Below are 20,234 nucleotides of genomic sequence, written 5' to 3' on the forward strand. Positions count from 1 at the left end.
GGAAGCCGAGGAGGTAATCATGAGCGAGAACGAAAAAACCAAGGGCGTCAGCCGACGTACCGTGCTGGGAACGACGGCGGCCGCAGCGGGCGTGGGCCTGGCCGGCGGAGTGACACTGAAAGATGGCGGCTTCGTCACACCTGCGGACGCGCAGACCAAGACGGCTGCACCGAAAGCGCCGGCGGCGAGGCCAGCCGTGCAGAAGACCGAGGTCGCGCCGGGAGAGCTCGACGAATATTACGTGTTCTTCTCCAGCGGCCAGTCCGGCGAGATGCGGGTCGTCGGCCTTCCGTCGATGCGCGAATTGATGCGCGTGCCGGTGTTCAACCGCTGCAGCGCGACCGGCTGGGGCCAGACCAACGAGAGCATCAAGGTCCTGACGGAGGGGATGCAGCCCGCGACCCGCGAATTCCTCAAGAACCGCGGCGGCACCTACCTGAACGGCGATCTCCACCACCCGCACATTTCGTTCACGGACGGCACCTATGACGGTCGCTATGCCTTCATGAACGACAAGGCCAACAGCCGCGTCGCGCGCGTGCGGCTCGACATCATGAAATGCGACAAGATCATCGAGCTGCCGAACCAGCACACCGTCCACGGCCTGCGCCTGCAGAAATATCCGCGCACCGGCTATGTCTTCGCCAACGGCGAGGATGGCGTGCCGCTGCCCAATGACGGCAAGGTCCTCGACGATCCCAAGCAGTATCGCTCCATCTTCAGCGCGATCGACGGCGACACGATGAAGGTGGCCTGGCAGGTGATCGTCAGCGGCAACCTCGACAACGTCGACGCCGACTACCAGGGCAAATACTGCTTCGCGACCTGCTACAACGGCGAGGAAGGCGTCACCCTCGCAGAAATGACCGCCAGCGAACAGGACTGGGTCGTCATCTTCAACATCAAGCGGATCGAAGAGGCCGTGAAGAAGGGCGACTTCAAGGAAATGAACGGCGTGCCCGTCATCGACGGCCGCAAGGGCTCGGCCTACACCCGCTACGTTCCGGTCTCGAACAATCCGCACGGCATGAACACCGCTCCCGACGGCATCCACATCGTGGCGGCCGGAAAGCTGTCGCCGACCGTGACCGTGATGGACGTCCGCAAGTTCGACGATCTGTTCGACGACAAGATCAAGCCGCGCGACGTCGTCGTAGCCGAGCCCGAGCTCGGCCTTGGTCCGCTGCACACCGCCTATGACGGCAAGGGCAACGCTTACACCACGCTGTTCCTCGACAGCCAGGTCTGCAAGTGGAACATCGAAGCCGCCAAGCGCGCCTTCAAGGGCGAGAAGGTCAATCCCATCCTCCAGAAGCTCGACGTGCACTATCAGCCCGGTCACAACCACACCTCGATGGGGCAGACCAAGGAGGCCGATGGAAAGTGGCTCATCTCGCTGAACAAGTTCTCGAAGGATCGCTTCCTGAACGTCGGCCCGCTCAAGCCGGAAAACGACCAGCTGATCGACATCTCAGGCGATCAGATGAAGCTGGTGCATGACGGCCCGAGCTTCGCCGAGCCGCATGACGCCACCATCGTCCACCGCTCCAAGATCAATCCGATCTCGATCTACGACCGCGCGGATCCGATCTTTGCGGATGCGGTCAAGCAGGCCAAAGCCGACGGCATCAACCTCGAGGCGGATTCGAAGGTCATTCGCGACGGCAACAAGGTGCGAGTCTACATGACGTCCACCGCCCCCGCCTATGGTCTCGATCAGTTCCAGGTCAGGCAGGGCGACGAGGTCACCGTCTTCGTCACCAATATCGATGCGGTCGAGGACCTCACGCACGGCTTCTGCATCGTCAACTACGGCATCAACATGGAGATCGGGCCGATGGCCACGGCGTCGGTGACCTTCACGGCCGACAAGCCAGGCGTCTACTGGTACTATTGCTCCTGGTTCTGCCACGCCATGCACATGGAGATGAAGGGCCGCATGTTCGTCGAGCCCAAATCCGTTTGAAGTCGGTCTGATCGGAGCGACCTCGTGGGTCCATTGTTACGCATGTTTCCGGCGGCGCTGGTCGCCGCCGGATTGTCGGGCTTCGCCAGTGCGGAGACGGTGACGGCTGCGCCCGGCCAGTCACTGCAAGCTGTGCTGGACGGCGCACGCGCCGGCGACGTCGTCGAACTCGCTCCGGGGCACTATCGCGGCTCGATCCGCATCGAGCGTCCCCTGCAGCTGGTCGGGAGCCGCGAGGCGGTGCTCGACGGCGACGGTGCCGGCAACGTCATCACGGTCAGCGCGCCCGACGTCACCATCCGCGGTCTGACCATCCGCGCCTCCGGCCGCGACCTGCAGGCCATGAATTCGGGGATCTTCCTGCAGAAGACGGCCGAGCGCGCGACCATCGAGAACAACCGGCTGGTGGACAACCTGTTCGGCATCTATGTGCACGGCGCCCAGGGCTCGCGGGTCGCCGGCAACGAGATCGAGGGACTGCGTGGCGGGCGGCTCAGCGAGGCCGGCAACGGCGTCTCGCTGTGGAATGCGCCCGACGTCACCATCGCCAACAACAATTTCCGCTACGGTCGCGACGGCATCTTCACTATTTCAAGCCGAAAGGACCGCTTCGTCGGAAACCGCTTCGAGCAGGTGCGCTTCGCGATCCATTACATGTACACCAACGACAGCGAAGTGAGCGGCAACGTCTCGATCGGCAACCATGTCGGTTACGCCATCATGTACTCGAACCGGCTGGTGATCCGCGACAACGTCTCCGATCACGATCGCGACTATGGGATGCTCTTCAACTACGCGAACTATGCCCAGATCGAGAACAACCGGGTGACGGGCGGCCCGCTGAACGCGCCGATGCAGAGCATGCAAGACAGCCCCGACGACGAGCGCGGCATGCTCCCGCAGCAAAAGCGGGAGAGCACTCTGAAGAGTGGCCCGGAGAAATGCGTGTTCATCTACAACACCAATCACAACAAATTCCGCGACAACTGGTTCGAGCGCTGCGCCATCGGCGTGCACTTCACGGCCGGGTCCGAAGGCAACGAAATCGCCGGCAATGCCTTCGTCGGCAATGCCAACCAGGTGAAATATGTCGGCACAAGGCACCTCGACTGGTCAACCGGCGGGCGCGGCAATTACTGGAGCGACAACCCGGCCTTCGACCTCAACGGCGACGGCATCGCCGACACGGCCTACCGGCCGAACGACCTCATCGACCGCGTGCTGTGGACGGCGCCCGCTGCGAAGGTCCTGATCAACAGCCCCGCCGTCCAGGTGATCCGCTGGGCGCAGGCGCAGTTTCCGGCGCTGCTGCCGGGCGGCGTGGTCGACAGCCGTCCGCTGGTATCGCCGCCGCGGAGCGCGGCTCCGAAGGAGACGCGATGACCGGCACGGTACGCGTCAGCGACGTCACCAAGCGGTATGGCCGGGTCGAGGCCGTGCGCGATGCCTCGTTCTCGCTTGCGCAGGGCGAGCTGGTCGCCTTGATCGGCCACAACGGCGCCGGCAAGACCACGCTGATGAAGCTCATGCTGGGGCTGATCCGGCCAACCAGCGGCTCCATCGAGGTTCTCGGAGACAATCCGGCCGCCGGCGAATTCGCCGGCCGGCGCCAGCTCGGCTACCTCCCAGAGAACGTCTCCTTCGACCCTGCCCTCACCGGCCGCGAGACACAGGCCTTCTACGCCCGGCTGAAGCGAGAGCCGACGGCCAAGGCGCTGGAGCTGCTCGATGCCGTCGGGCTGGGCGCCGCCAGCCGGCGCCGGGTGAGCACCTATTCGAAGGGCATGCGCCAACGGCTGGGGCTCGCGCAGGCGCTGCTTGGCACCCCGCGCGTGCTGCTGCTGGACGAGCCGACCACCGGCCTCGATCCGGAATTGCGGCAGACCTTCTACGACATCATCGCACGGCTCGCGGCCGGCGGCGCAACGGTGCTGCTGTCGTCGCATGCGCTCACCGAGCTCGAGGAGCGCGCCGGCCGGGTCATCATCATGAACCGCGGCATCAAGGTCGCGGACGGATCGATCGACGAGCTGCGTCGTCTCGCCCGGCTGCCCACCAGGATCCGTCTCAAGGTGGCAGGCCTCGCCCCGAGCGAGATGCCGGGCTGGGCTCCGCAGGATGCGACCTGCCGCCGCCTCAACGGCCACATCGTCGAGATCGACGCCGCGCCGGAGCGGAAGATCGAGCTGCTGCACCGCGCGACGGCCGCCGGCAATGCCGTCGAGGACGTCGACGTGGTGCCGCCGACCCTCGACGAGCTCTACGCTCACTTTCTTCGGCAATCGGAGCAGGCGCCATGAACGTCCTGATCATCGCCGCCAAGGAAATCCACCAGGCCATCCGCAATCGCTGGGTGCTTGCCGCAACGCTGCTGCTCGCCGGGCTTGCCCTGTCGCTCACCTTTCTCGGCAGCGCACCGACCGGGAACGTGGGCGTTCGCACGCTGGACGTGGTCGTCGTCAGCCTGTCGAGCCTGACGATCTTTCTGGTTCCGCTGATCGCGCTTCTGATCTCCCACGACGCCATCGTCGGCGAGATGGAGCGTGGGACGATGCTGTTGCTGCTGAGCTATCCGGTGGCGCGATGGCAGGTGCTGCTCGGCAAGTTCCTGGGCCACCTCGCCGTGCTCGCCTTTGCGACCTGCCTCGGTTACGGCGCGGCGGTCGGTGCGCTGGCGGCGACCGGCAGCCAGATCGATGGCGACAGCTTCCTGGCCTTCGCGGCCATGGTGGGTTCCTCGGTGCTGCTCGGCGCCGCTTTCGTCGCGATCGGATATCTGGTCAGCGCGCTCGTGCGCGACCGCGGCACGGCCGCCGGCATCTGCATCGGATTGTGGCTGCTGCTGGTGCTGATCTACGACATGGCGCTGCTCGGCGTGCTGGCGCTCGATCAGGGCCGCAGCATCTCGGCAGCGGTGCTCAACGCCATGCTGCTGGCGAACCCGACCGACGCCTACCGGCTGATCAACCTGACCGGCTTTGCCAATGTCAGTACCTTCGCCGGCATGGCCGGTCTTGCCCAGACCACGTCCCTGACGATTCCGGTCCTGCTGACCACCCTGCTCGGCTGGACGCTGCTGCCGCTGGGCCTGGCCGCGCTCGCCTTCTCGCGGAGGGAGCTATGAAGCGCCGAACGTTGCTTCTCGCCCTGCTCGTGCCGCTGGCGCTCGCCGGCTGCAACGAGAAGCAGGCTGCGCAGGTCCCGCCGCCGCATCGGATGACCGCGGAGGACATCGGTCATTACTGCGGCATGAACGTGCTCGAGCATCCGGGGCCGAAGGGCCACATCTTCGTCGCGAGTCTGATCCAGCCCGTCTGGTTCTCGTCGGTGCGCGACACCATCGCCTTCACCATGCTGCCGGACGAGCCCAAGGACATCCAGGCGATCTACGTGTCCGACATGGGCAAGGCGGCCGACTGGGACAAGCCCGGCGCCGACAACTGGATCGAGGCGCGCAAGGCGCTGTTCGTGATCGAGAGCCGGGTCAAGAGCGGCATGGGCGGCGACGAGGCCGTTCCGTTTTCGGAGCGGGCGGCGGCGGAGAAGTTCGCCGGTGAGAACGGCGGCAGGATCGTCGGCTTCGACGAGGTGCCGCGGGACTACGTCCTGGCGTCGGCACATGCCACCGGCGGCGCCGTGGCCGACCAAACCGCCGAGGGCTCGCCAAGCGGCCCACCGAGGAGGACGCCATGACGCGCAACCTGACGCGACGACGCTTCATCCGGATCAGCGCGGCGGCAGCGGGCCTCGGCGCATTGGCCGCCGGCCATCCCGTTCGTGCGGAGGTCGCGCCGGTGACCTGGCGCGGCACGATGCTGGGCGCGGTCGCGACGATGGAGATCCACGACGAAGATCGCAGCCGGGCGGAGCGGCTGATCGCGCTGGCCTGCGCCGAGGCGCGGCGACTCGAGCGGCTTTTCAGCCTTTACCTCGAGGATTCCGCCCTGATCGCGCTGAACCGCACCGGTGTCCTGATCGATCCCGCCGCCGAGATGGTCGATCTGCTGTCGGTCGCGCAGCGTTATGCCACGCTGACCGGCGGCCTGTTCGACGTCACCGTCCAGCCGCTGTGGGAGCTCTATGCCGGCCATTTCGCGCGAGATGACGCCGATCCGGCGGGGCCTCCGCCAGCCGCGGTCGAGGCCGCGCTGGCGCGCGTCGGCAGCCACCGGCTGTCGGTCAGCCGCAACCGGATCGTGATGCCCAGGGGCATGGCCGTGACCCTGAACGGGATCGCGCAAGGCTACGTCACGGACAAGGTCGTGGACCTGCTCCGGGCACATGGCGTCTTACACAGCCTGGTCGACATGGGCGAAGCGCGCGCGATCGGCTCGCGTCCGGACGGACACCCCTGGGAGGTCGGCATCGCCGATCCGGACGTCGTGGGTCAGACGAAAACCGTGCTGCCGATCGTCGATCGCGCCGTCTCCACCTCGGGCGGCTACGGCTGCCAGTTCGATTCCGGGGCGCGCTTCAACCATTTGTTCGATCCCAAATCGGGTGGCTGTGCGCGCCGCTATCGCAGCGTGACGGCGATTTCCCGCAGCGCGACCGCCGCGGACGCCTTGTCGACGGCGTTCAGCCTGATGCCGCAAGACGGGATCCGATCGTTGCTGCCGCGCGTCGATATCGACCGCGTGCACCTGATCGATTCGGCTGGCCGGGCTATCGAATTGTCGGCGTAAGCTGCGCCTGTTGTTTGCGTATGATCGTCACGCTTCAGCGCAGCGGCAGCAGATCCAGTTGGCTCTGCGCCTTCCTGACCGCGGCCGCGTACCAGCTCTGGCTCGGCGCTTCCTTGGCGAAGCATTTCGTGTAGGCGTCCATCGCCCGGTCCTCCCTGGCCATGTCGCCGCGCGGATCCTTCTTGTTGACGGGTTTCGCCATCATCTGCGTCCACACGCGTTCGCAGGCCGGGATCTCCGCCGTCTTCACGCCATCCGACGTGGCGAGGAAGAAGACCTTGTCGCCTTTGATCGCGACGACATCGATTTCATCCGGAGGCCCCTTCAGGCCGCCATTGCCGCGCAGGCCGAGCACCGCGACCGCCGCATTCGCCGATGCGGGCGCGGTGACCGGCAGCTCGGCATATTTGGCGAATGCCGCGTCCTGGATGGCATGGTAATAAAAGCGATCCGACTTGAACGCCGCGCCCGTTTCCTGCGGCATGCCGTCGTCGCGGTGCTCGCGCAGCCAATGGGTCAGCAGCGTGGTGGTCGTCACCACGGCCTGCGTTTTGTAGTCTTCGGTCGCGAAGCTCAGTCCGTCGAGATGGCCGAAACCGATGTCGCTCCGGAACAGCGTGTCGACGTTCGACCTGCCGTCCGCGGAAAATCCCTTGATCGCGACTGGTCCCACCAGGCCGCGCAGCACGCCTGCCAGCTCCTTCAGGGCGGCATCGTGCTGCTTGTAGATCACCTCGCTCTCCTTGGCCTTCGAGAACTTTGCGATGTAGCGATCGCGCAGGTCGAGATAGTGCCGCTCCGGCGGGGCCGCGTGGACGGGCATCGCGAGGAGGAGCAGGCAGAGCAAGGCAGGCAATCTCATTCAACGTCCGCGGATTGGAGGCGATCTGCCATCTTTGTGCGGCTGCGAGGCGCGAAGGTTCATCCGCAACGAACCGCGCTCTTCGCGCCCTACTCCGCCGGCGTCAGCTGCCGGGTCAGGCGCACCGCCGCGGTCTCGCGGACACGGACCCGGGCGCGGCGCTTGCGCCACCAGATCACGACGCCGGTGACCGAGAGCGCGGCGACCACGAGGCCCATGATCGAGATCAGGATGCGCCCGAACAAGCCGACGATGCGGCCCGAATGCAGCGGGAACTGCGCCTGGACGAAGATATCGGCGGCGGTGCCGACCCAGGGCAGCCGCTCGCCGATCGGGCGGCCGTCCTCGCTGTCGTAATAGAGCTGCGCCGGGCCGACGCCGCCGGCGCCGTGATCGTCGCCGGGATGGAAGAACGCGGCGGCATAGACGCCGTGGGCCGGGCCGTAATTGATCGAGCCGACCGGGATCGTCCAGCCCCGCGCCTTGCCGTCGGCGGCGGCGCGCGCGGCGATCTCGGCGAATGTCACCTTGGGCTCGATCGGATTGTCGAGATCGCGATAGGGCCGCTGCTCATAGGGCGTCGGCGTATAGTTCGACACCATCTTCATCAGCGGCGAGAACACCTCGAAATAGAGGTTCAGCGAAAACGCGGTGAAGGCGATGATGAAGAGCACGCCCCAGGTCCACAGGCTGAAGGCGCGATGGATGTCGAAATTGATCCGGTAGGCGCTGCCTGAGGTCTTGATGGTCCAGGCCGGTGCCCAACGCGCCCAGAAGCCACGCTCGAGCTGGCGCGTGACGCTAGGTGCCCGCGCCGCCTTGGCGCGCCTGCGCGAGGGCAGCGTCAGATAGAAGCCGACAAAGCAATCGATGGTCCAGATGATGGCGATGATCCCGAGCACGCGCATGCCCCAGCGATCGCTGCCCCAGAACTCCGGAATGTGCATCGTGTAGTGCAGCTTGTAGAGGAAGGAGACGAAATTCTCCCGCGTCACCGGCCACACCGCGCCCCAATAGCGCCGGCCAAGCTCCGCGCCGGTGTTGGGATCGAGAAAGACCTGGTTGTAGTCGAGCGCGTAGCGCTTGCCGGTCGCAGGATCGATCCGCGGCATGACGAAGAACCAAAGCGAGTGACCCTCCTCCGGCGTCATGAAGAGGTAGACGACCCGCGCGCGGGGATCGCGCTGCTCGATCGTCTTGGCGAGCTCGATCGAGGGGATCGCCGGGCCCTTGCTGGTGACGTCGAACAGATGGCTGTTCAGGATGTCGTCGAGCTCGTGATCCCAGGAGATGATCGCGCCGGTGATGCCGGAGAAGAACAGGAAGGCGGCCGTCAGCAGTCCCGCCCAGCGATGCAGTTTGCCGAATATCGCTCTCATCGCTCAGATCTCATTCCAACCGGGATCCGGGCCCTCAATTCCCGGAACCGTCTTCGCTCGAACCACCGGCAGCCGGTCTGCCTGCTGATGGCCCTGCGTCCATCGCCTAACGTACGGATCGCGTCAGTGCGAGTGCGGCAACATTAGAATCTATCGAGACTGGAAAACGAGCCCTGCGACAAGGCGCTCGGCGCGATCGGCCGCTCGCTTCTCAATCGCTCACGGCCAGTCGGCGAAATTCAGCGTCGGTCTCGATCGCCCGGCTCGCGCCCGTGCCACGACGCGCCGACGCCATACGCCCGGTGCCTCGCCGGTATGCTTGCGGAAGAAGCGGCTGAAATACGCGGTGTCCGTGAAGCCGAGCGCGAATGCGATCTGCTTGACGGCAATGGTTCCCGCCTCGAGCCGCGCCGCCGCCTCCTTGACGAGACGCTGCTGGATCAATTCGCTCGGCGAACGCTTCAGTTCGCGGCTGCACAGCGCGTGCAAGCGATCGGGCGTCATGCCGAGCAGCCTGGCGTAATCGCTGACGCGGAGGTGCTGCTGGTAGCGCTCCTCGAGCAGCCGGCGGAAGCGGCTCAGGATCTCTGCGCTGCTGCCCTCCTCGCTCCGATTGCCGTCGCCGGCGAACAGGCGCCAGAAGCGCAGCACGCACAGTGTCAGCTCGGCCGACATGATCGAGGCTGCACCACTGCGGGCGGGCGAGGCGATCTCGGCGGCGATCGCGGCGATGGAACGTGCCATCGTGGCGGCGAGGTCGGGCTCGACCAGCAGCGCCATGATGCCGCCGGCGCCCTCGAGCGCGAGATACGGCGCCTCCGCCGAAGGCGGGAGGTAGCGATGCCATGTGCCGGCCCGCAATTGCAGCAGCTCCGCGGTCGTCCCCGCCGAAACCTCCAGATAGTCGGCCGATCCCGCCGGGAGCCAGACCATTGCGGGCCCGGCCAACGCAATCGTCTTGCCGGCCCGAGCGATCTCGACGGTCCCGCCGCCGTGAAGGCAGAGCAGATGAATGAACGGCAGGGCCGCGTTTGACATCAGCATCCAGCGCCGCGCCGCATAATGCGATCTGATCAGCTCGGCACCGACGGGCACAGCCCCGCTCGCGCCGGCTGCCGCGGGCGGTCGGGTGGCCGCGACGCCTCGACGCAGCTGGCCATCGGGACCAGAAACGTCCAATCTTTCCCCGGATTTGTCCATTGTGCGAACAAAGCCCGGGATGCTTGCTAGGTCAAGTCCTGGTCGCGGTCGGCGCGATGACGCCATTCCGAAGAAATCAGGGCCAGAGGAAACGACCACTCACATCGATGCCGACAATCGCTTGAGTGCCACAGGAGGGAGACACGACATGTTTTCGACCAACCGTCGAACGTTACTTCGCGCCACCGGCCTTGCCGCTCTGACCGCGGCGCTGGGGATCTTTCCGCTTACCGCCGATGCGCAGGAGAAGATCCGGATCGGCTATGCCATCTCCAAGACCGGTCCCTATGCCGGCGGCGCCGGCATCACCACCCTGCCCAATTACGAATTGTGGGTGAAGGACGTGAATGCCGCCGGCGGCATCAAGCTCGGTGACAAGAAGCTGCCGATCGAGATCGTCGAATACGACGACCGCAGCAGTTCCGAAGAAGCCGTAAAGGCGATCGAGCGGCTCGCCAACCAGGACAAGGTCGACTTCATCCTGGCCCCCTGGGGCACCGGCCTCAACCTCGCGGTCGGACCGACGCTGAACCGTCTCGGCTACCCTCACCTCGCGGTCACGTCGGTGACGGACAAGGCGCCGGAACTCGCCAAGCGCTGGTCCAACGCGACGTTCTGGCTCGGCACCTCCGCGCAGATCTCCGAGGCGCTGGCCGATCTGCTGGGCAAGCTGAAGAGCGAAGGCAAGATCGGCGGGACCATCGCGATGGTCAGCATCGCCGATCAGTTCGGCATCGAGCTGTCCGCCGCCGCCCGCGCGGCTTTCAAGAAGCACGGCTTTACGCTCGGCTATGACAAGACCTATCCGATGGGGACGCAGGATCTCCAGCCGCTGCTGAAGGACGCCGTCGCATCCAACCCGGATACGTTCATCGCCTTCAGCTATCCGCCGGATACGATCGCGCTCACCGAGCAGGCGCAACTGCTGAAGTTCAACCCGAAGATCTTCTATGTCGGCGTCGGCACCGCCTTCCCGCTCTACAAGGGCAAGTTCGCCGCCAACAGCGACGGCGTGATGGGAATCGGCGGCTGGAACGCGGACTCGCCGCAGCTGAAGGACTATCTCGCGCGCCACAAGGCGGCGACCGGCAAGGAGCCGGATCGCTGGGCCAGCTCGATCACCTATGCAAGCCTCCAAGTGCTGCAGCAGGCGATCGAGAAGGTCGGCAAGCTCGATCGCGCCGCGGTCGCGGCGGAAATCCGCGCGGGCACGTTTGAGACCATCATCGGCAAGGTCAAGCTCAAGGACGGACTGCTCCAGGAGGTCTGGAGCGTCGGCCAGTGGCAGAACGGCGAGTTCTACGCGCTCGCGCCGACCTCGCAGCCGGGCGCGCGCGCCGCGGTCGTGCCCAAGCCGCAGTGGCAATAAGACCGGCCGGCAGGCCTTCGATCGCAAGGCCTGCCTGCCGTCCGCTCCGGGGGATGCCGCTTGATGCTGCTCGTCGATATCGTCCTGCCCGGCCTCGTGCTGGGCGGCATGTACGCGCTGATCGCGCTCGGGCTGACGCTGCAATATGGCGTGGCGCGGATCATGAACCTTTCCTACGGCGAGTCGCTGGTTGCGGCCGCTTTCGGCGCATTTTCGCTCTACAGCGGACTTGGACTGAGCCCGCTCGCGGCGCTGCTGCTGGCCGTTCCGGTCGCGATGGTGCTGAACTGGCTGCTCTATCGTTTCCTGCTGGAACGGCTGATGCGGCGGGGCAAGGATCGGGGCGCGCAGGAAATCGACAGCATCCTCGTCACCTTCGGCGTGTTGTTCGTCATCCAGGGGGCGATGCTGGTCGCCTTCGGAGGGCAGTATTACAGCTATAGCTATCTCTCGATTCCGTTGACGATCCTCGGATCGACGCTCGCGGTCAATCGCCTGGTCGCGCTGCTGTTCGCAGCCCTGGTCGGCGGCGCCGTCTATCTCGCTCTCACCCGCACCCGGATCGGCACGGCCGTCCGGGCCATCGCGGTCGACCCGAACGCGGCGCGTCTCGTCGGGATCGACGTGGCCGCGCTCTCGGGGCTGGCGTTCGCGTTCGGTGGTGGCCTCGTCGCCATCGGCGGCGTGCTCGTCAGCATGTTCCTCACCTTCAATGCCGCCATGGGGGTGGTCTTCACCATGAAGGCGCTGGTCGTCGTCATCATGGGAGGCGTCGGCAACGTCATGGGCGCGCTGGTCGCAGGCCTGCTGCTGGGAGTGGTCGAAACCGCAGTGGCGCGGCTGATCGATCCCGGCCTGACGCTGGCTGCCACCTACGCGCTGTTTCTCGGCGTGCTCGTGATCAGGCCGACCGGCCTGTTCGGGCGGGCCGCGTCATGACCTTGCCCGTCCGGATCCTGCTGTGGTGCGGCGGCCTCGCCCTCGCCGCTTGTCTCATCACCTACCCGCTCTATGCCAACGGCTATTATCTCGCGCTCGGCATCAGCGTCCTTTATTTCACGATCCTGGCGACCGCGTGGGCGATGTTCTCCGGCCCTACCCGTTACATCTCGCTCGCGACGGTCGCGTTCTTCGGCCTGGGTGCGTACACCGCCGCGGTGCTCGGCGAGACCATGTCCTGGCCGATCGTGCTGCTGGCCGCGGCCGGCATGGGCGCACTCACGGCCGCGATCACCGGACTGTCGACACTGCGCCTCTCCGGCATATATTTCGTGATCTTTTCCTTCGGCCTTGCCGAGCTGATCCGCCAGCTGGTGATCTGGTACGAGGTCAACATCCACAAATCGGTCGGCCGCTACCTGTTCAGCGCGGTCACGCAGGACATTCTTTACTGGCAGCTTCTTGGCCTCGCCGCGCTTGTCTTCCTGGTCGGCTGGCTGCTTGGACGATCCCGCTACGGGCTGGCGCTGCGCGCCATCGGCGCCGACGAGACCGCGGCCAGCCATTCCGGCATCGACGCCACGCGGGTCAAGCTCGGCGTGTTCATGCTGAGCGCGACCTTCATGACGATGACCGGCGCGGTGATGGCGCCGCGATGGACCTATATCGATCCCGCCATTGCGTTCAATCCGGCGATTTCCTTCCAGGTCGTGATCATGGCCTTGCTGGGCGGCGCCGGCTCGCTGTTCGGGCCCGTGCTCGGCGTCATCCCGCTGGTCCTGCTGTTCGAGGTGCTGACCGCGACGCTGCCCAACCATTTCAGCATCGTGCTCGGCATCATCTTCGTCCTCATCGTCATGGTGCTGCCGAACGGGGTGATCGGACTGCTCGGGGTTGGACGCCGGCGCGTCCCGGCCGACAGGCCCGCCACCGCGTCGGCCCGCACCAAGGATACACCGCTCCTCGCGGTCGACGGCGTCAGCAAGTCGTTCGGCGGGTTGCGCGCCGTGGACGGGGTCAGCTTTGCGATCGCCCCCGGCGAAATCGTCGGCATTATCGGCCCGAACGGCTCCGGCAAGACGACGCTGCTCAATACGCTGTCCGGTGCCTTGAAACCCTCGTCAGGCACGATCCGGCTCGCCGGCACCTTGCTCAACGGCCTGCCGGCGCATCAGATCGCGCGCCTCGGCCTCGCCCGCACCTTCCAATTGGTGCGCATCATGCCGGACCTGACCGTCGCCGAGAACGTGGCAGCCGCGCGGCTGTTCTCCGCAGCGCCCGGTCTTTCGACCGGTTCGGAGGCGGAAGCCGAGCTGCTCGACCTGGTCGGGCTCGGTGCGATGCGCGAGGCACCCGCGGGCGAGCTGACCTATATCGACCAGAAGCGTCTGGAGCTCGCCCGTGCGCTGGCGCTGCAGCCGCGCCTCGTGCTGCTCGATGAATGGTTGGCTGGCCTCAATCCGAGCGAGCTCGAGACAGGCATCGCGCTGATCGCCAAGCTGCGCGAGCGCGGCCTCACCGTCATCATGGTCGAGCATGTCATGGATGCGATCCGCGCGCTGTGCGGCCATTGCGTCGTGATGAATGCCGGCAAGGTGATCGCGCGCGGGACGCCGGACGCGGTGCTGTCCGATCCAAAGGTCGTCGCTGCCTATCTGGGGGACGACGATGCTTGAGGTCGCCGCGCTCTCCCATTTCTATGGCAAGCACCAGGCCCTGGCCGACGTCTCGCTGGGCATTAGTCAAGGCGAGATCGTCGCCATCCTCGGTGCCAACGGCGCGGGCAAGTCGACCCTGCTCAAGAGCATCGCCGGCCTGATCAGACCGGCACCCGGCGCGATAATCGCGTTCGACGGACAGAGCATCGCCGAGTTGCCGGCCCATCTGATCGTGGAGCGCGGTATAGCGCTCGTGCCGGAAGGCCGCGGCGTCTTCGGCGACCTCACGGTCGCGGAGAACCTGCAGCTTGGCGCTTATCCTGCCCGCGCCCGTGACGGCGAAGCGGACCGGCTCGCGCAGGTCCTGCAACTGTTCCCGCGCCTCGCCGAGCGCATGAGGCAGTCCGTCCGCACCATGAGCGGCGGCGAGCAGCAGATGGTGGCGATCGGCCGCGCGCTGATGTCGAACCCACTGCTGCTCCTGCTCGACGAGCCCTCGCTCGGCCTGTCGCCCCTGCTCAGCCGCGAGGTCTTTCGCGCATTGAAGCAGATCCGCGCCGGTGGCGTTGGCGTGTTGCTGGTTGAGCAGAACGCGCGCGCCAGTCTCGACATCGCCGATCGGGTCTACCTGATCGAGTCTGGTCGCAACACCGGCAGTGGAGCTGCTGATGCAATGAGGAACGATCCCGAGATCCAGCGCGCCTATCTCGGCAAGACGCGCGCCGCATCGTCCCCACAATGAACCCCAGCAACCCCTCCCGCAATTCTTGGAGAGCTCCATGAACGCCATCGACCTTCTGATCGCCGGCAAGGACCAGGCGGCCAGCAACCAGCGCACCTTTCAGCGCCACAACCCGATCTCGGGCGAGATCGCGACCATCGTCGCGGCGGCCTCGATCGACGACGCGATGCGCGCCGCGGACGCTGCGGCGGCCGCGTTTCCTGCCTGGTCGCAGCTTGCTCCGTCCGAGCGCCGCAAGCGGCTCAATGCAGCCGCCGACATCCTGGCGCGCCGGGCGGCGGAATTCACCGCTCTGATGGTGGCCGAGACCGGCGCCACCGCGGGCTGGGCCGGCTTCAACGTCCATCTGGCCGAGGGCATGCTGCGCGAAGCCGCGGCCATGACGACGCAGATATCAGGCGAAGTCATTCCGACCGACAAGCCCGACAACCTCGCCATGGCGTTTCGCCAGCCGGTCGGTGTCGTGCTCGGTATCGCGCCGTGGAATGCCCCCGTGATCCTCGGTGTGCGCTCGGTCGCGATGCCGCTCGCCTGCGGCAATACGGTGGTGCTGAAGGCGTCGGAAATGAGCCCCGGCGTGCATCGGCTGATCGGGAGCTGCCTGACTGAGGCCGGCCTCGGCGACGGCGTCGTCAATGTCGTGACCAACGCACCCGAAGATGCGCAGGCGGTGGTCGAAGCGTTGATCGCCCACCCCGCGATCCGCCGCGTCAACTTCACCGGCTCGACCCGCGTCGGCCGCCTCATCGCGCTGGCATGCGCAAAGCACCTGAAGCGCGCACTGCTGGAGCTTGGCGGCAAGGCCCCCCTCGTGATCCTCGACGATGCCGATCTCGACGCCGCCGTGAACGCGGCAGCGTTCGGCGCTTTCATGAACCAGGGCCAGATCTGCATGTCGACCGAGCGGATTGTCGTCGACGACAAGGTGGCGGACGCCTTCATCGCCAGGTTCGCCGCCAAGGCGAACAGCCTTCCCCATGGCGATCCCCGCAAGGGCAATGTCGTGCTCGGATCGCTCGTCAGCGGTGCGGCCTGTGACCGCGTCCGGGGCCTGATCGACGATGCGCTCGCCAAGGGCGCCGTGGTCGCGGCCGGCGGGCACGGCAGCGGCACCATCATGCCGGCCACGATCGTCGATCACGTCACGCCGGCAATGCGCATCTATGGTGAGGAGAGCTTTGGTCCGGTGGTGACCGTGGTCCGAGTCAGCGGAATAGACGAGGCGGTGCGCGTGGCCAATGACACCGAATACGGCCTCTCCTCGGCCGTGTTCGGCCGTGACATCGCCCGCGCCCTCGGCGTTGCCAAGCGGATCGAGGCGGGCATCTGCCACATCAACGCCCCGACCGTGCATGACGAACCGCAGATGCCGTTCGGCGGCACCAAGGCATCAGGTTACGGCCGCTTCGGCGGCAAGGCGGCAATCGACGAATTCACCGAGCTGCGCTGGATCACGGTGCAGACCGGGCCGCGGCACTATCCGTTCTGATCGCCGACTGGCCGCCTCCGTGGCAGTGCGGGCTGCCGGTCCCTCCTGCCGCATGGGCGGTACCGGATGGTCCGGCTCGTACGCCGGACCATCCGCATCCGACCTCACCAGCGGTAGGTCAGCTTGCCGATGGCTTTCCGTCCTTCGGCATACATGCAGCTGGACAGGCCGTAGCAGGCGGCGACATAACGCGTGTCCGCCAGATTGGTGACGTTCACCGACAGACGCCAATTGTCCCTGGTATAGGCAAGCAGCGCGTCCAGCACCGTGGCTGATCCCACCTTGAACGTGTTGGCCTCATCGCCCCAGGTGGCGCCGACGTAGCGGATGCCGCCGCCGAACTGCAAGCCCGCCAGCAGCCCGCTCTGGAGCGTGTAGTCGCTCCACAACGAAGCGCGGTTGAGCGGCACGGTGACCGGCGCCTTGCCGACATTGACCGGATCCTGCGTGACGACGGCATCGACATAGGCATAGGCGGCCCGCAGGTTCCAGCCGTCGGCGAGCGACATCGAGCCTTCGAGCTCGATGCCGCGCGATTTCACCTGCCCGATCTGTTCGTAGTAGGCGGCCGCAGGCACGTAGACGCCGACGTTGTCGCGCGTCAGGTCGAAGGCGGCGAAGGTGAACAGCGCGTTCCAGCCGAGCGGCTGGTACTTGACGCCGACCTCGTACTGCACGCCGGTCTCGGGATTGAGCAATTGTCCGGCCGGACCGGTCGCCAGCACCGGCAGGAACGATTCCGAATAGCTGAAATAGGGCGCGATGCCGCTGTCGAAATTGTACATGACGGCGGCACGGCCGGTGAAGGCCGAGGCATCCTTCGTGACCGACGACGGGGTGAATACATCGGTATCGACCTGGGTCGTCACGAAGTCCTCGCGACCTGCGAGCAGGAACGAGAGCCGGCCGAGCTTGATCTGATCCTGCGCGTAGAGGCCGAGCTGCGACTGCTTGACGCCCTTGTTGTCGTACATGCCGCCCATGGTCCAGTCGTAGCTGTAGACTGGGTTGAAGACGTTGATCTCCGGCGACGAGGTCGTGACGGCAAAGGCGGTGTCGCGGAACGTGGTGTTGCGATAGTCGAGCCCGACCAGGGTATTGTGGCTGAAGATGCCGGTGACGAACTTGCCCTGGAGCTGGTTGTCCACCGCGAAGGAGTTGATGTACGAGTTGCTGTAGCTGCCGAAGCGCCCGAGCTGTCCCGCCGCTTCATTGGTGTATCCGGTGCCGTAGAAGACCTTCTCCTCGTTGTGCTGATAGGCGTAGCGCAGGTTCTGCCGGAACGTGATGTTGTCGGTGAAATTGTGCGACAGCTGATAGCCGGCGGTCGCGATCTCGGTGTTGAACGCGTCGAAGCTCGGCACGCCCGCGAAGAACGAGACCGGGATGGTGCGGCCGTTGTTCGGCCAGACGGTGCCCGAGGCCGGCAGGAACTGAAGGCCCCACCCTGCCCGGTCGCGCTGAAAATTGGCGAGCAGGGTGATCGTCGTGTCCTCGTTCGGCTTGAACGTGACCGCGGGCGCGATGAAGACGCGGTTGTCCTTGGTGAAGTCGACCTGAGTCTCGCCGTCGCGGACGACGCCGGTCAGGCGCCACAGCACGGTGCCCTCCTTGTTGGCGGGACCGCCCATGTCGAACTGCCCCTGGTAGCGGTTGAAGCTGCCGCCGGAGATCGAGGCCTCGCCGAACTGCTGTGCGGTCGGCAGTTTCGTCACGTAGTTGAGGATGCCGCCGGTGCCGCTGCCGCCATACATCGCCGAGGACGGCCCCTTCAGCACTTCCAGGCGCTCGGCGCCGTAGGGATCGAGGCCGTTGAAGTGCACGTAATTGCTCGAGGGAATCCGCAGGCCGTCGATGTAAAGGCCGGACATGGTGGTGTCGAAGCCGCGAATCTGGAGCGCGCCGAAGCGAGTGTCGGAACCGCCATTGACGTCGCCGCTGACGCCGGCCGTGTAGCGCAGCGCCTCGCCGATCGAGACCGCGCCCTGGTTCCTGATCTGGTCGGTGGTGATCACAGAGACCGACTGCGGCGTTTCGATCAGCGGAATATCCGTCTTTGTGGCGGTACCGCTGCGCGTGGCAACGAAGCCGCGCACCGGACCATTGGCGCGTTCGCCCGTTGCACCGTTCGATGCTGCCGACTGTGTTGGCGCGGCCTGCTGCGCGGGAGACCGGCGATTGGCGCGCGAGGTCCGCGTCGCCGCCCTTCGCGACGAAGCGATCGCAGCGGGACGGGCCCGCTGAGCCGGCGCATCGACGGTGACGGCCGGAATCTGGGTCTGGGCCTCCGCGGACCCGACGGGAATGGCGAGACAGAGCGTGCTGACCGCTCCGAGGCAGAGAATCTGGATCTGGCGAGAACGCGTGTTGCCACGCGAAGAAGATTGGAAGTCGGTCACGTCGTTCGAAGCCCCCACGCACTGCCGGCTTTGCCGGTATCGTTCTTGATATTCCGCCCTAGCTCAGGCGGTTTCGGAGTGCGATAGGAACGCGGTTAGAATTTCTCCAGACCTGTGCGCAGCACCTGCGGTGAATGCGCTCAGCCGCGGCGAGAGGCGCGCAAATTTGGAATCTTTCTAGACGACGGTGGTCGACCGGCAAGGCGCGAGCACCAGGACATCGAAGGCGGACGCGGAGAACAAATCCTCTGCCATGACGCCGGCGCAACGCCGTCTGGTACTTCGACGCTCTGCTCAGCCAGCCTCGTGGCAACGGCCCCGCTCCAGCTTCAATACGCCAAGCTCAGGTTGGCGGCACGCTCGGGATCCGGCGGCTTTCTCTCAATCGTCGGTCTTCCAGAACGTGAAAGTCTCTTCCGGAATGTCTTTCATCGGAATCTTGACGGCGCGATTGAGCCACTCATATTCGCCGGTCTTGCTCTCGTACTCAGCGCGCCTCTTCTTGCTCAGGTTCTTCGGGCTGGCCCAGTGGTTGGCACCGTGGGTCGGATCGCTCTTCGGTTCATCCAGACGCGCGCGAACGGCCTCCAGACTCTCGGCCACGCTTCTGATGTACTTGACCTGATCGCTTTCTTTGGGATCATCGAATCGCTTCTCGCTCCGGGTGAAATCGCTGATCTCGGCTCCTCGTGGAGGCCGCAGGTCACCTTTTGTCAAATTGAGATAGGCGTAAGCGAGGCACTTCTTGATGTAGGGGTCCTCTCCCCTGGCTTCGTTCATGACGACGTCGGCAATCAGCTCCACCTTCTCGGGGTCACTCCGTCCCGCAACGGCGGCCGCGTGGGCCGCTGCGAGTCTGGCCGCAGCCTCCCCGTAGCGCGCCTTGTTGCTCTCGAGTTTGTCCAACGCCGCCTTGCGCCTCTTGATCTGGCCTTCATCGAGCTTGCCGCTTTCGTCCGTCTTGCCACCCTCGAGACGCACGAGGTCGTCGCTGTCGGTCTTGTGCTGCGCAGCCATCGACTGGAGCTTCTGATAGAGATTGTTGTATTGGACTTTGAGTGATGCGAGCTTTTCATTCTCCTCTGCGGTGCGGTTCTTGTTGCTCTCCAGAGCCTTGCGCTCGTTTGCGATCTCGTCAAACTGCGTCTCCAAGTGCCCATAGGCGTCCTCCCGCGCGCGGGCAGCATCGCGCTTGGCGGTGAGCTTTTGCAGCGCTTCGGCCTCCTTCTTGCACGCCGCTTCGCCCTGCGCCTCTTGTTCGGACAGCCAATTGTCATAGTGGCCGTAACCGTGCTTGGCGCACTGCGCACAGAGCGACCGGCTGCCGATGTCACCGCTGCTCCTGTTCTTCGCGAAAATCTTCGAGCCGGTCGGGCAATCATCCTGATTGTGATAAACGTCGCGATCTTCATCGGTGGTCGTGAAGTAGGGCGTCGTTCGTGCCATCTGCGCCTCCCCAAAAGAGGCGTGCCACGCGCGCCTCGGATAGACGAGCATCACGAGACGCACACAATTTTTCGTTGATTTCGATCAATGCCGGCGCGAG

General features: G+C 65.6%; 16 protein-coding genes. 11 read left to right on the forward strand and 5 right to left on the reverse strand.

What is annotated here, in order from left to right; genetic code table 11:
- Nucleotides 1-19 precede the first annotated feature (19 nt).
- From nosZ to K410_RS0119735, 6 genes are read left to right on the forward strand one after another with little or no spacing between them, the layout of a single operon-like run.
- Nucleotides 20-1,966 carry a TAT-dependent nitrous-oxide reductase gene (gene nosZ, locus K410_RS0119710; protein WP_028136472.1) on the forward strand — a complete coding sequence of 649 codons (1,947 nt, stop codon included), beginning with the start codon at nucleotides 20-22 and terminating at the stop codon, nucleotides 1,964-1,966.
- Nucleotides 1,967-2,008: 42 nt separating this feature from the next.
- Nucleotides 2,009-3,349 carry a nitrous oxide reductase family maturation protein NosD gene (locus K410_RS0119715; protein ID WP_049820126.1) on the forward strand — a complete coding sequence of 447 codons (1,341 nt, stop codon included), beginning with the start codon at nucleotides 2,009-2,011 and terminating at the stop codon, nucleotides 3,347-3,349.
- Complete coding sequence (locus K410_RS0119720; RefSeq protein WP_028136474.1) at nucleotides 3,346-4,266, forward strand: ABC transporter ATP-binding protein; 921 nt, start codon at nucleotides 3,346-3,348, stop codon at nucleotides 4,264-4,266. Before K410_RS0119715 ends, K410_RS0119720 begins: the two co-directional genes overlap by 4 nt.
- Nucleotides 4,263-5,090, forward strand: a complete 828-nt coding sequence (locus K410_RS0119725; RefSeq protein WP_028136475.1) for an ABC transporter permease subunit — start codon at nucleotides 4,263-4,265, stop codon at nucleotides 5,088-5,090. The genes K410_RS0119720 and K410_RS0119725 overlap by 4 nt, the downstream gene beginning before the upstream one ends.
- Nucleotides 5,087-5,659, forward strand: a complete 573-nt coding sequence (locus K410_RS0119730) for a nitrous oxide reductase accessory protein NosL (protein WP_028136476.1) — start codon at nucleotides 5,087-5,089, stop codon at nucleotides 5,657-5,659. The genes K410_RS0119725 and K410_RS0119730 overlap by 4 nt, the downstream gene beginning before the upstream one ends.
- Nucleotides 5,656-6,651 carry an FAD:protein FMN transferase gene (locus K410_RS0119735; protein WP_028136477.1) on the forward strand — a complete coding sequence of 332 codons (996 nt, stop codon included), beginning with the start codon at nucleotides 5,656-5,658 and terminating at the stop codon, nucleotides 6,649-6,651. Before K410_RS0119730 ends, K410_RS0119735 begins: the two co-directional genes overlap by 4 nt.
- A 34-nt stretch (nucleotides 6,652-6,685) precedes the next feature.
- Here K410_RS0119735 and K410_RS0119740 read toward each other — a convergent pair whose 3' ends face one another.
- From K410_RS0119740 to K410_RS0119750, 3 genes are all read right to left on the reverse strand, one after another.
- The gene (locus K410_RS0119740) at nucleotides 6,686-7,513 is read right to left on the reverse strand and encodes a hypothetical protein (protein ID WP_028136478.1); all 828 of its coding nucleotides are present in this window, start codon (nucleotides 7,511-7,513) and stop codon (nucleotides 6,686-6,688) included.
- A gap of 89 nt (nucleotides 7,514-7,602) precedes the next feature.
- Entirely contained in the window at nucleotides 7,603-8,892 is a 1,290-nt protein-coding gene (gene fsrB / locus K410_RS0119745; protein WP_028136479.1) for a siderophore utilization protein FsrB, read from the reverse strand.
- A gap of 219 nt (nucleotides 8,893-9,111) precedes the next feature.
- Nucleotides 9,112-9,930 (reverse strand): helix-turn-helix domain-containing protein, encoded by an 819-nt coding sequence (locus K410_RS0119750; protein WP_245269410.1) that lies wholly within the window; start codon nucleotides 9,928-9,930, stop codon nucleotides 9,112-9,114.
- Between the two features lie 310 nt (nucleotides 9,931-10,240).
- Between K410_RS0119750 and K410_RS0119755 the strand changes: the two genes are divergently transcribed.
- The 5 genes from K410_RS0119755 (at nucleotide 10,241) to K410_RS0119775 (ending at nucleotide 16,289) form a co-directional block, all read left to right on the forward strand.
- Entirely contained in the window at nucleotides 10,241-11,461 is a 1,221-nt protein-coding gene (locus K410_RS0119755; RefSeq protein ID WP_028136481.1) for an amino acid ABC transporter substrate-binding protein, read from the forward strand.
- Between the two features lie 63 nt (nucleotides 11,462-11,524).
- Nucleotides 11,525-12,400, forward strand: a complete 876-nt coding sequence (locus tag K410_RS0119760) for a branched-chain amino acid ABC transporter permease (protein ID WP_028136482.1) — start codon at nucleotides 11,525-11,527, stop codon at nucleotides 12,398-12,400.
- Nucleotides 12,397-14,076: a branched-chain amino acid ABC transporter ATP-binding protein/permease gene (locus tag K410_RS0119765; RefSeq protein ID WP_028136483.1), complete on the forward strand. Its 1,680-nt coding sequence runs from the start codon at nucleotides 12,397-12,399 to the stop codon at nucleotides 14,074-14,076. Before K410_RS0119760 ends, K410_RS0119765 begins: the two co-directional genes overlap by 4 nt.
- Nucleotides 14,069-14,800, forward strand: coding sequence for an ABC transporter ATP-binding protein (locus tag K410_RS0119770; RefSeq protein ID WP_028136484.1), 732 nt, complete (start codon nucleotides 14,069-14,071; stop codon nucleotides 14,798-14,800). Before K410_RS0119765 ends, K410_RS0119770 begins: the two co-directional genes overlap by 8 nt.
- Nucleotides 14,801-14,837: 37 nt before the next feature.
- Nucleotides 14,838-16,289 (forward strand): aldehyde dehydrogenase, encoded by a 1,452-nt coding sequence (locus K410_RS0119775; RefSeq protein WP_028136485.1) that lies wholly within the window; start codon nucleotides 14,838-14,840, stop codon nucleotides 16,287-16,289.
- Nucleotides 16,290-16,393: 104 nt separating this feature from the next.
- Here K410_RS0119775 and K410_RS0119780 read toward each other — a convergent pair whose 3' ends face one another.
- Both K410_RS0119780 and K410_RS0119785 read right to left on the reverse strand, forming a co-directional pair.
- Nucleotides 16,394-18,688, reverse strand: coding sequence for a TonB-dependent siderophore receptor (locus tag K410_RS0119780; RefSeq protein ID WP_491136923.1), 2,295 nt, complete (start codon nucleotides 18,686-18,688; stop codon nucleotides 16,394-16,396).
- Nucleotides 18,689-19,069: 381 nt separating this feature from the next.
- Nucleotides 19,070-20,197: a hypothetical protein gene (locus K410_RS0119785; RefSeq protein WP_155253508.1), complete on the reverse strand. Its 1,128-nt coding sequence runs from the start codon at nucleotides 20,195-20,197 to the stop codon at nucleotides 19,070-19,072.
- Nucleotides 20,198-20,234 lie beyond the last annotated feature (37 nt).

It is taken from the genome of Bradyrhizobium sp. 22 (assembly GCF_000482425.1).
Taxonomy (GTDB): domain Bacteria; phylum Pseudomonadota; class Alphaproteobacteria; order Rhizobiales; family Xanthobacteraceae; genus Bradyrhizobium; species Bradyrhizobium japonicum_B.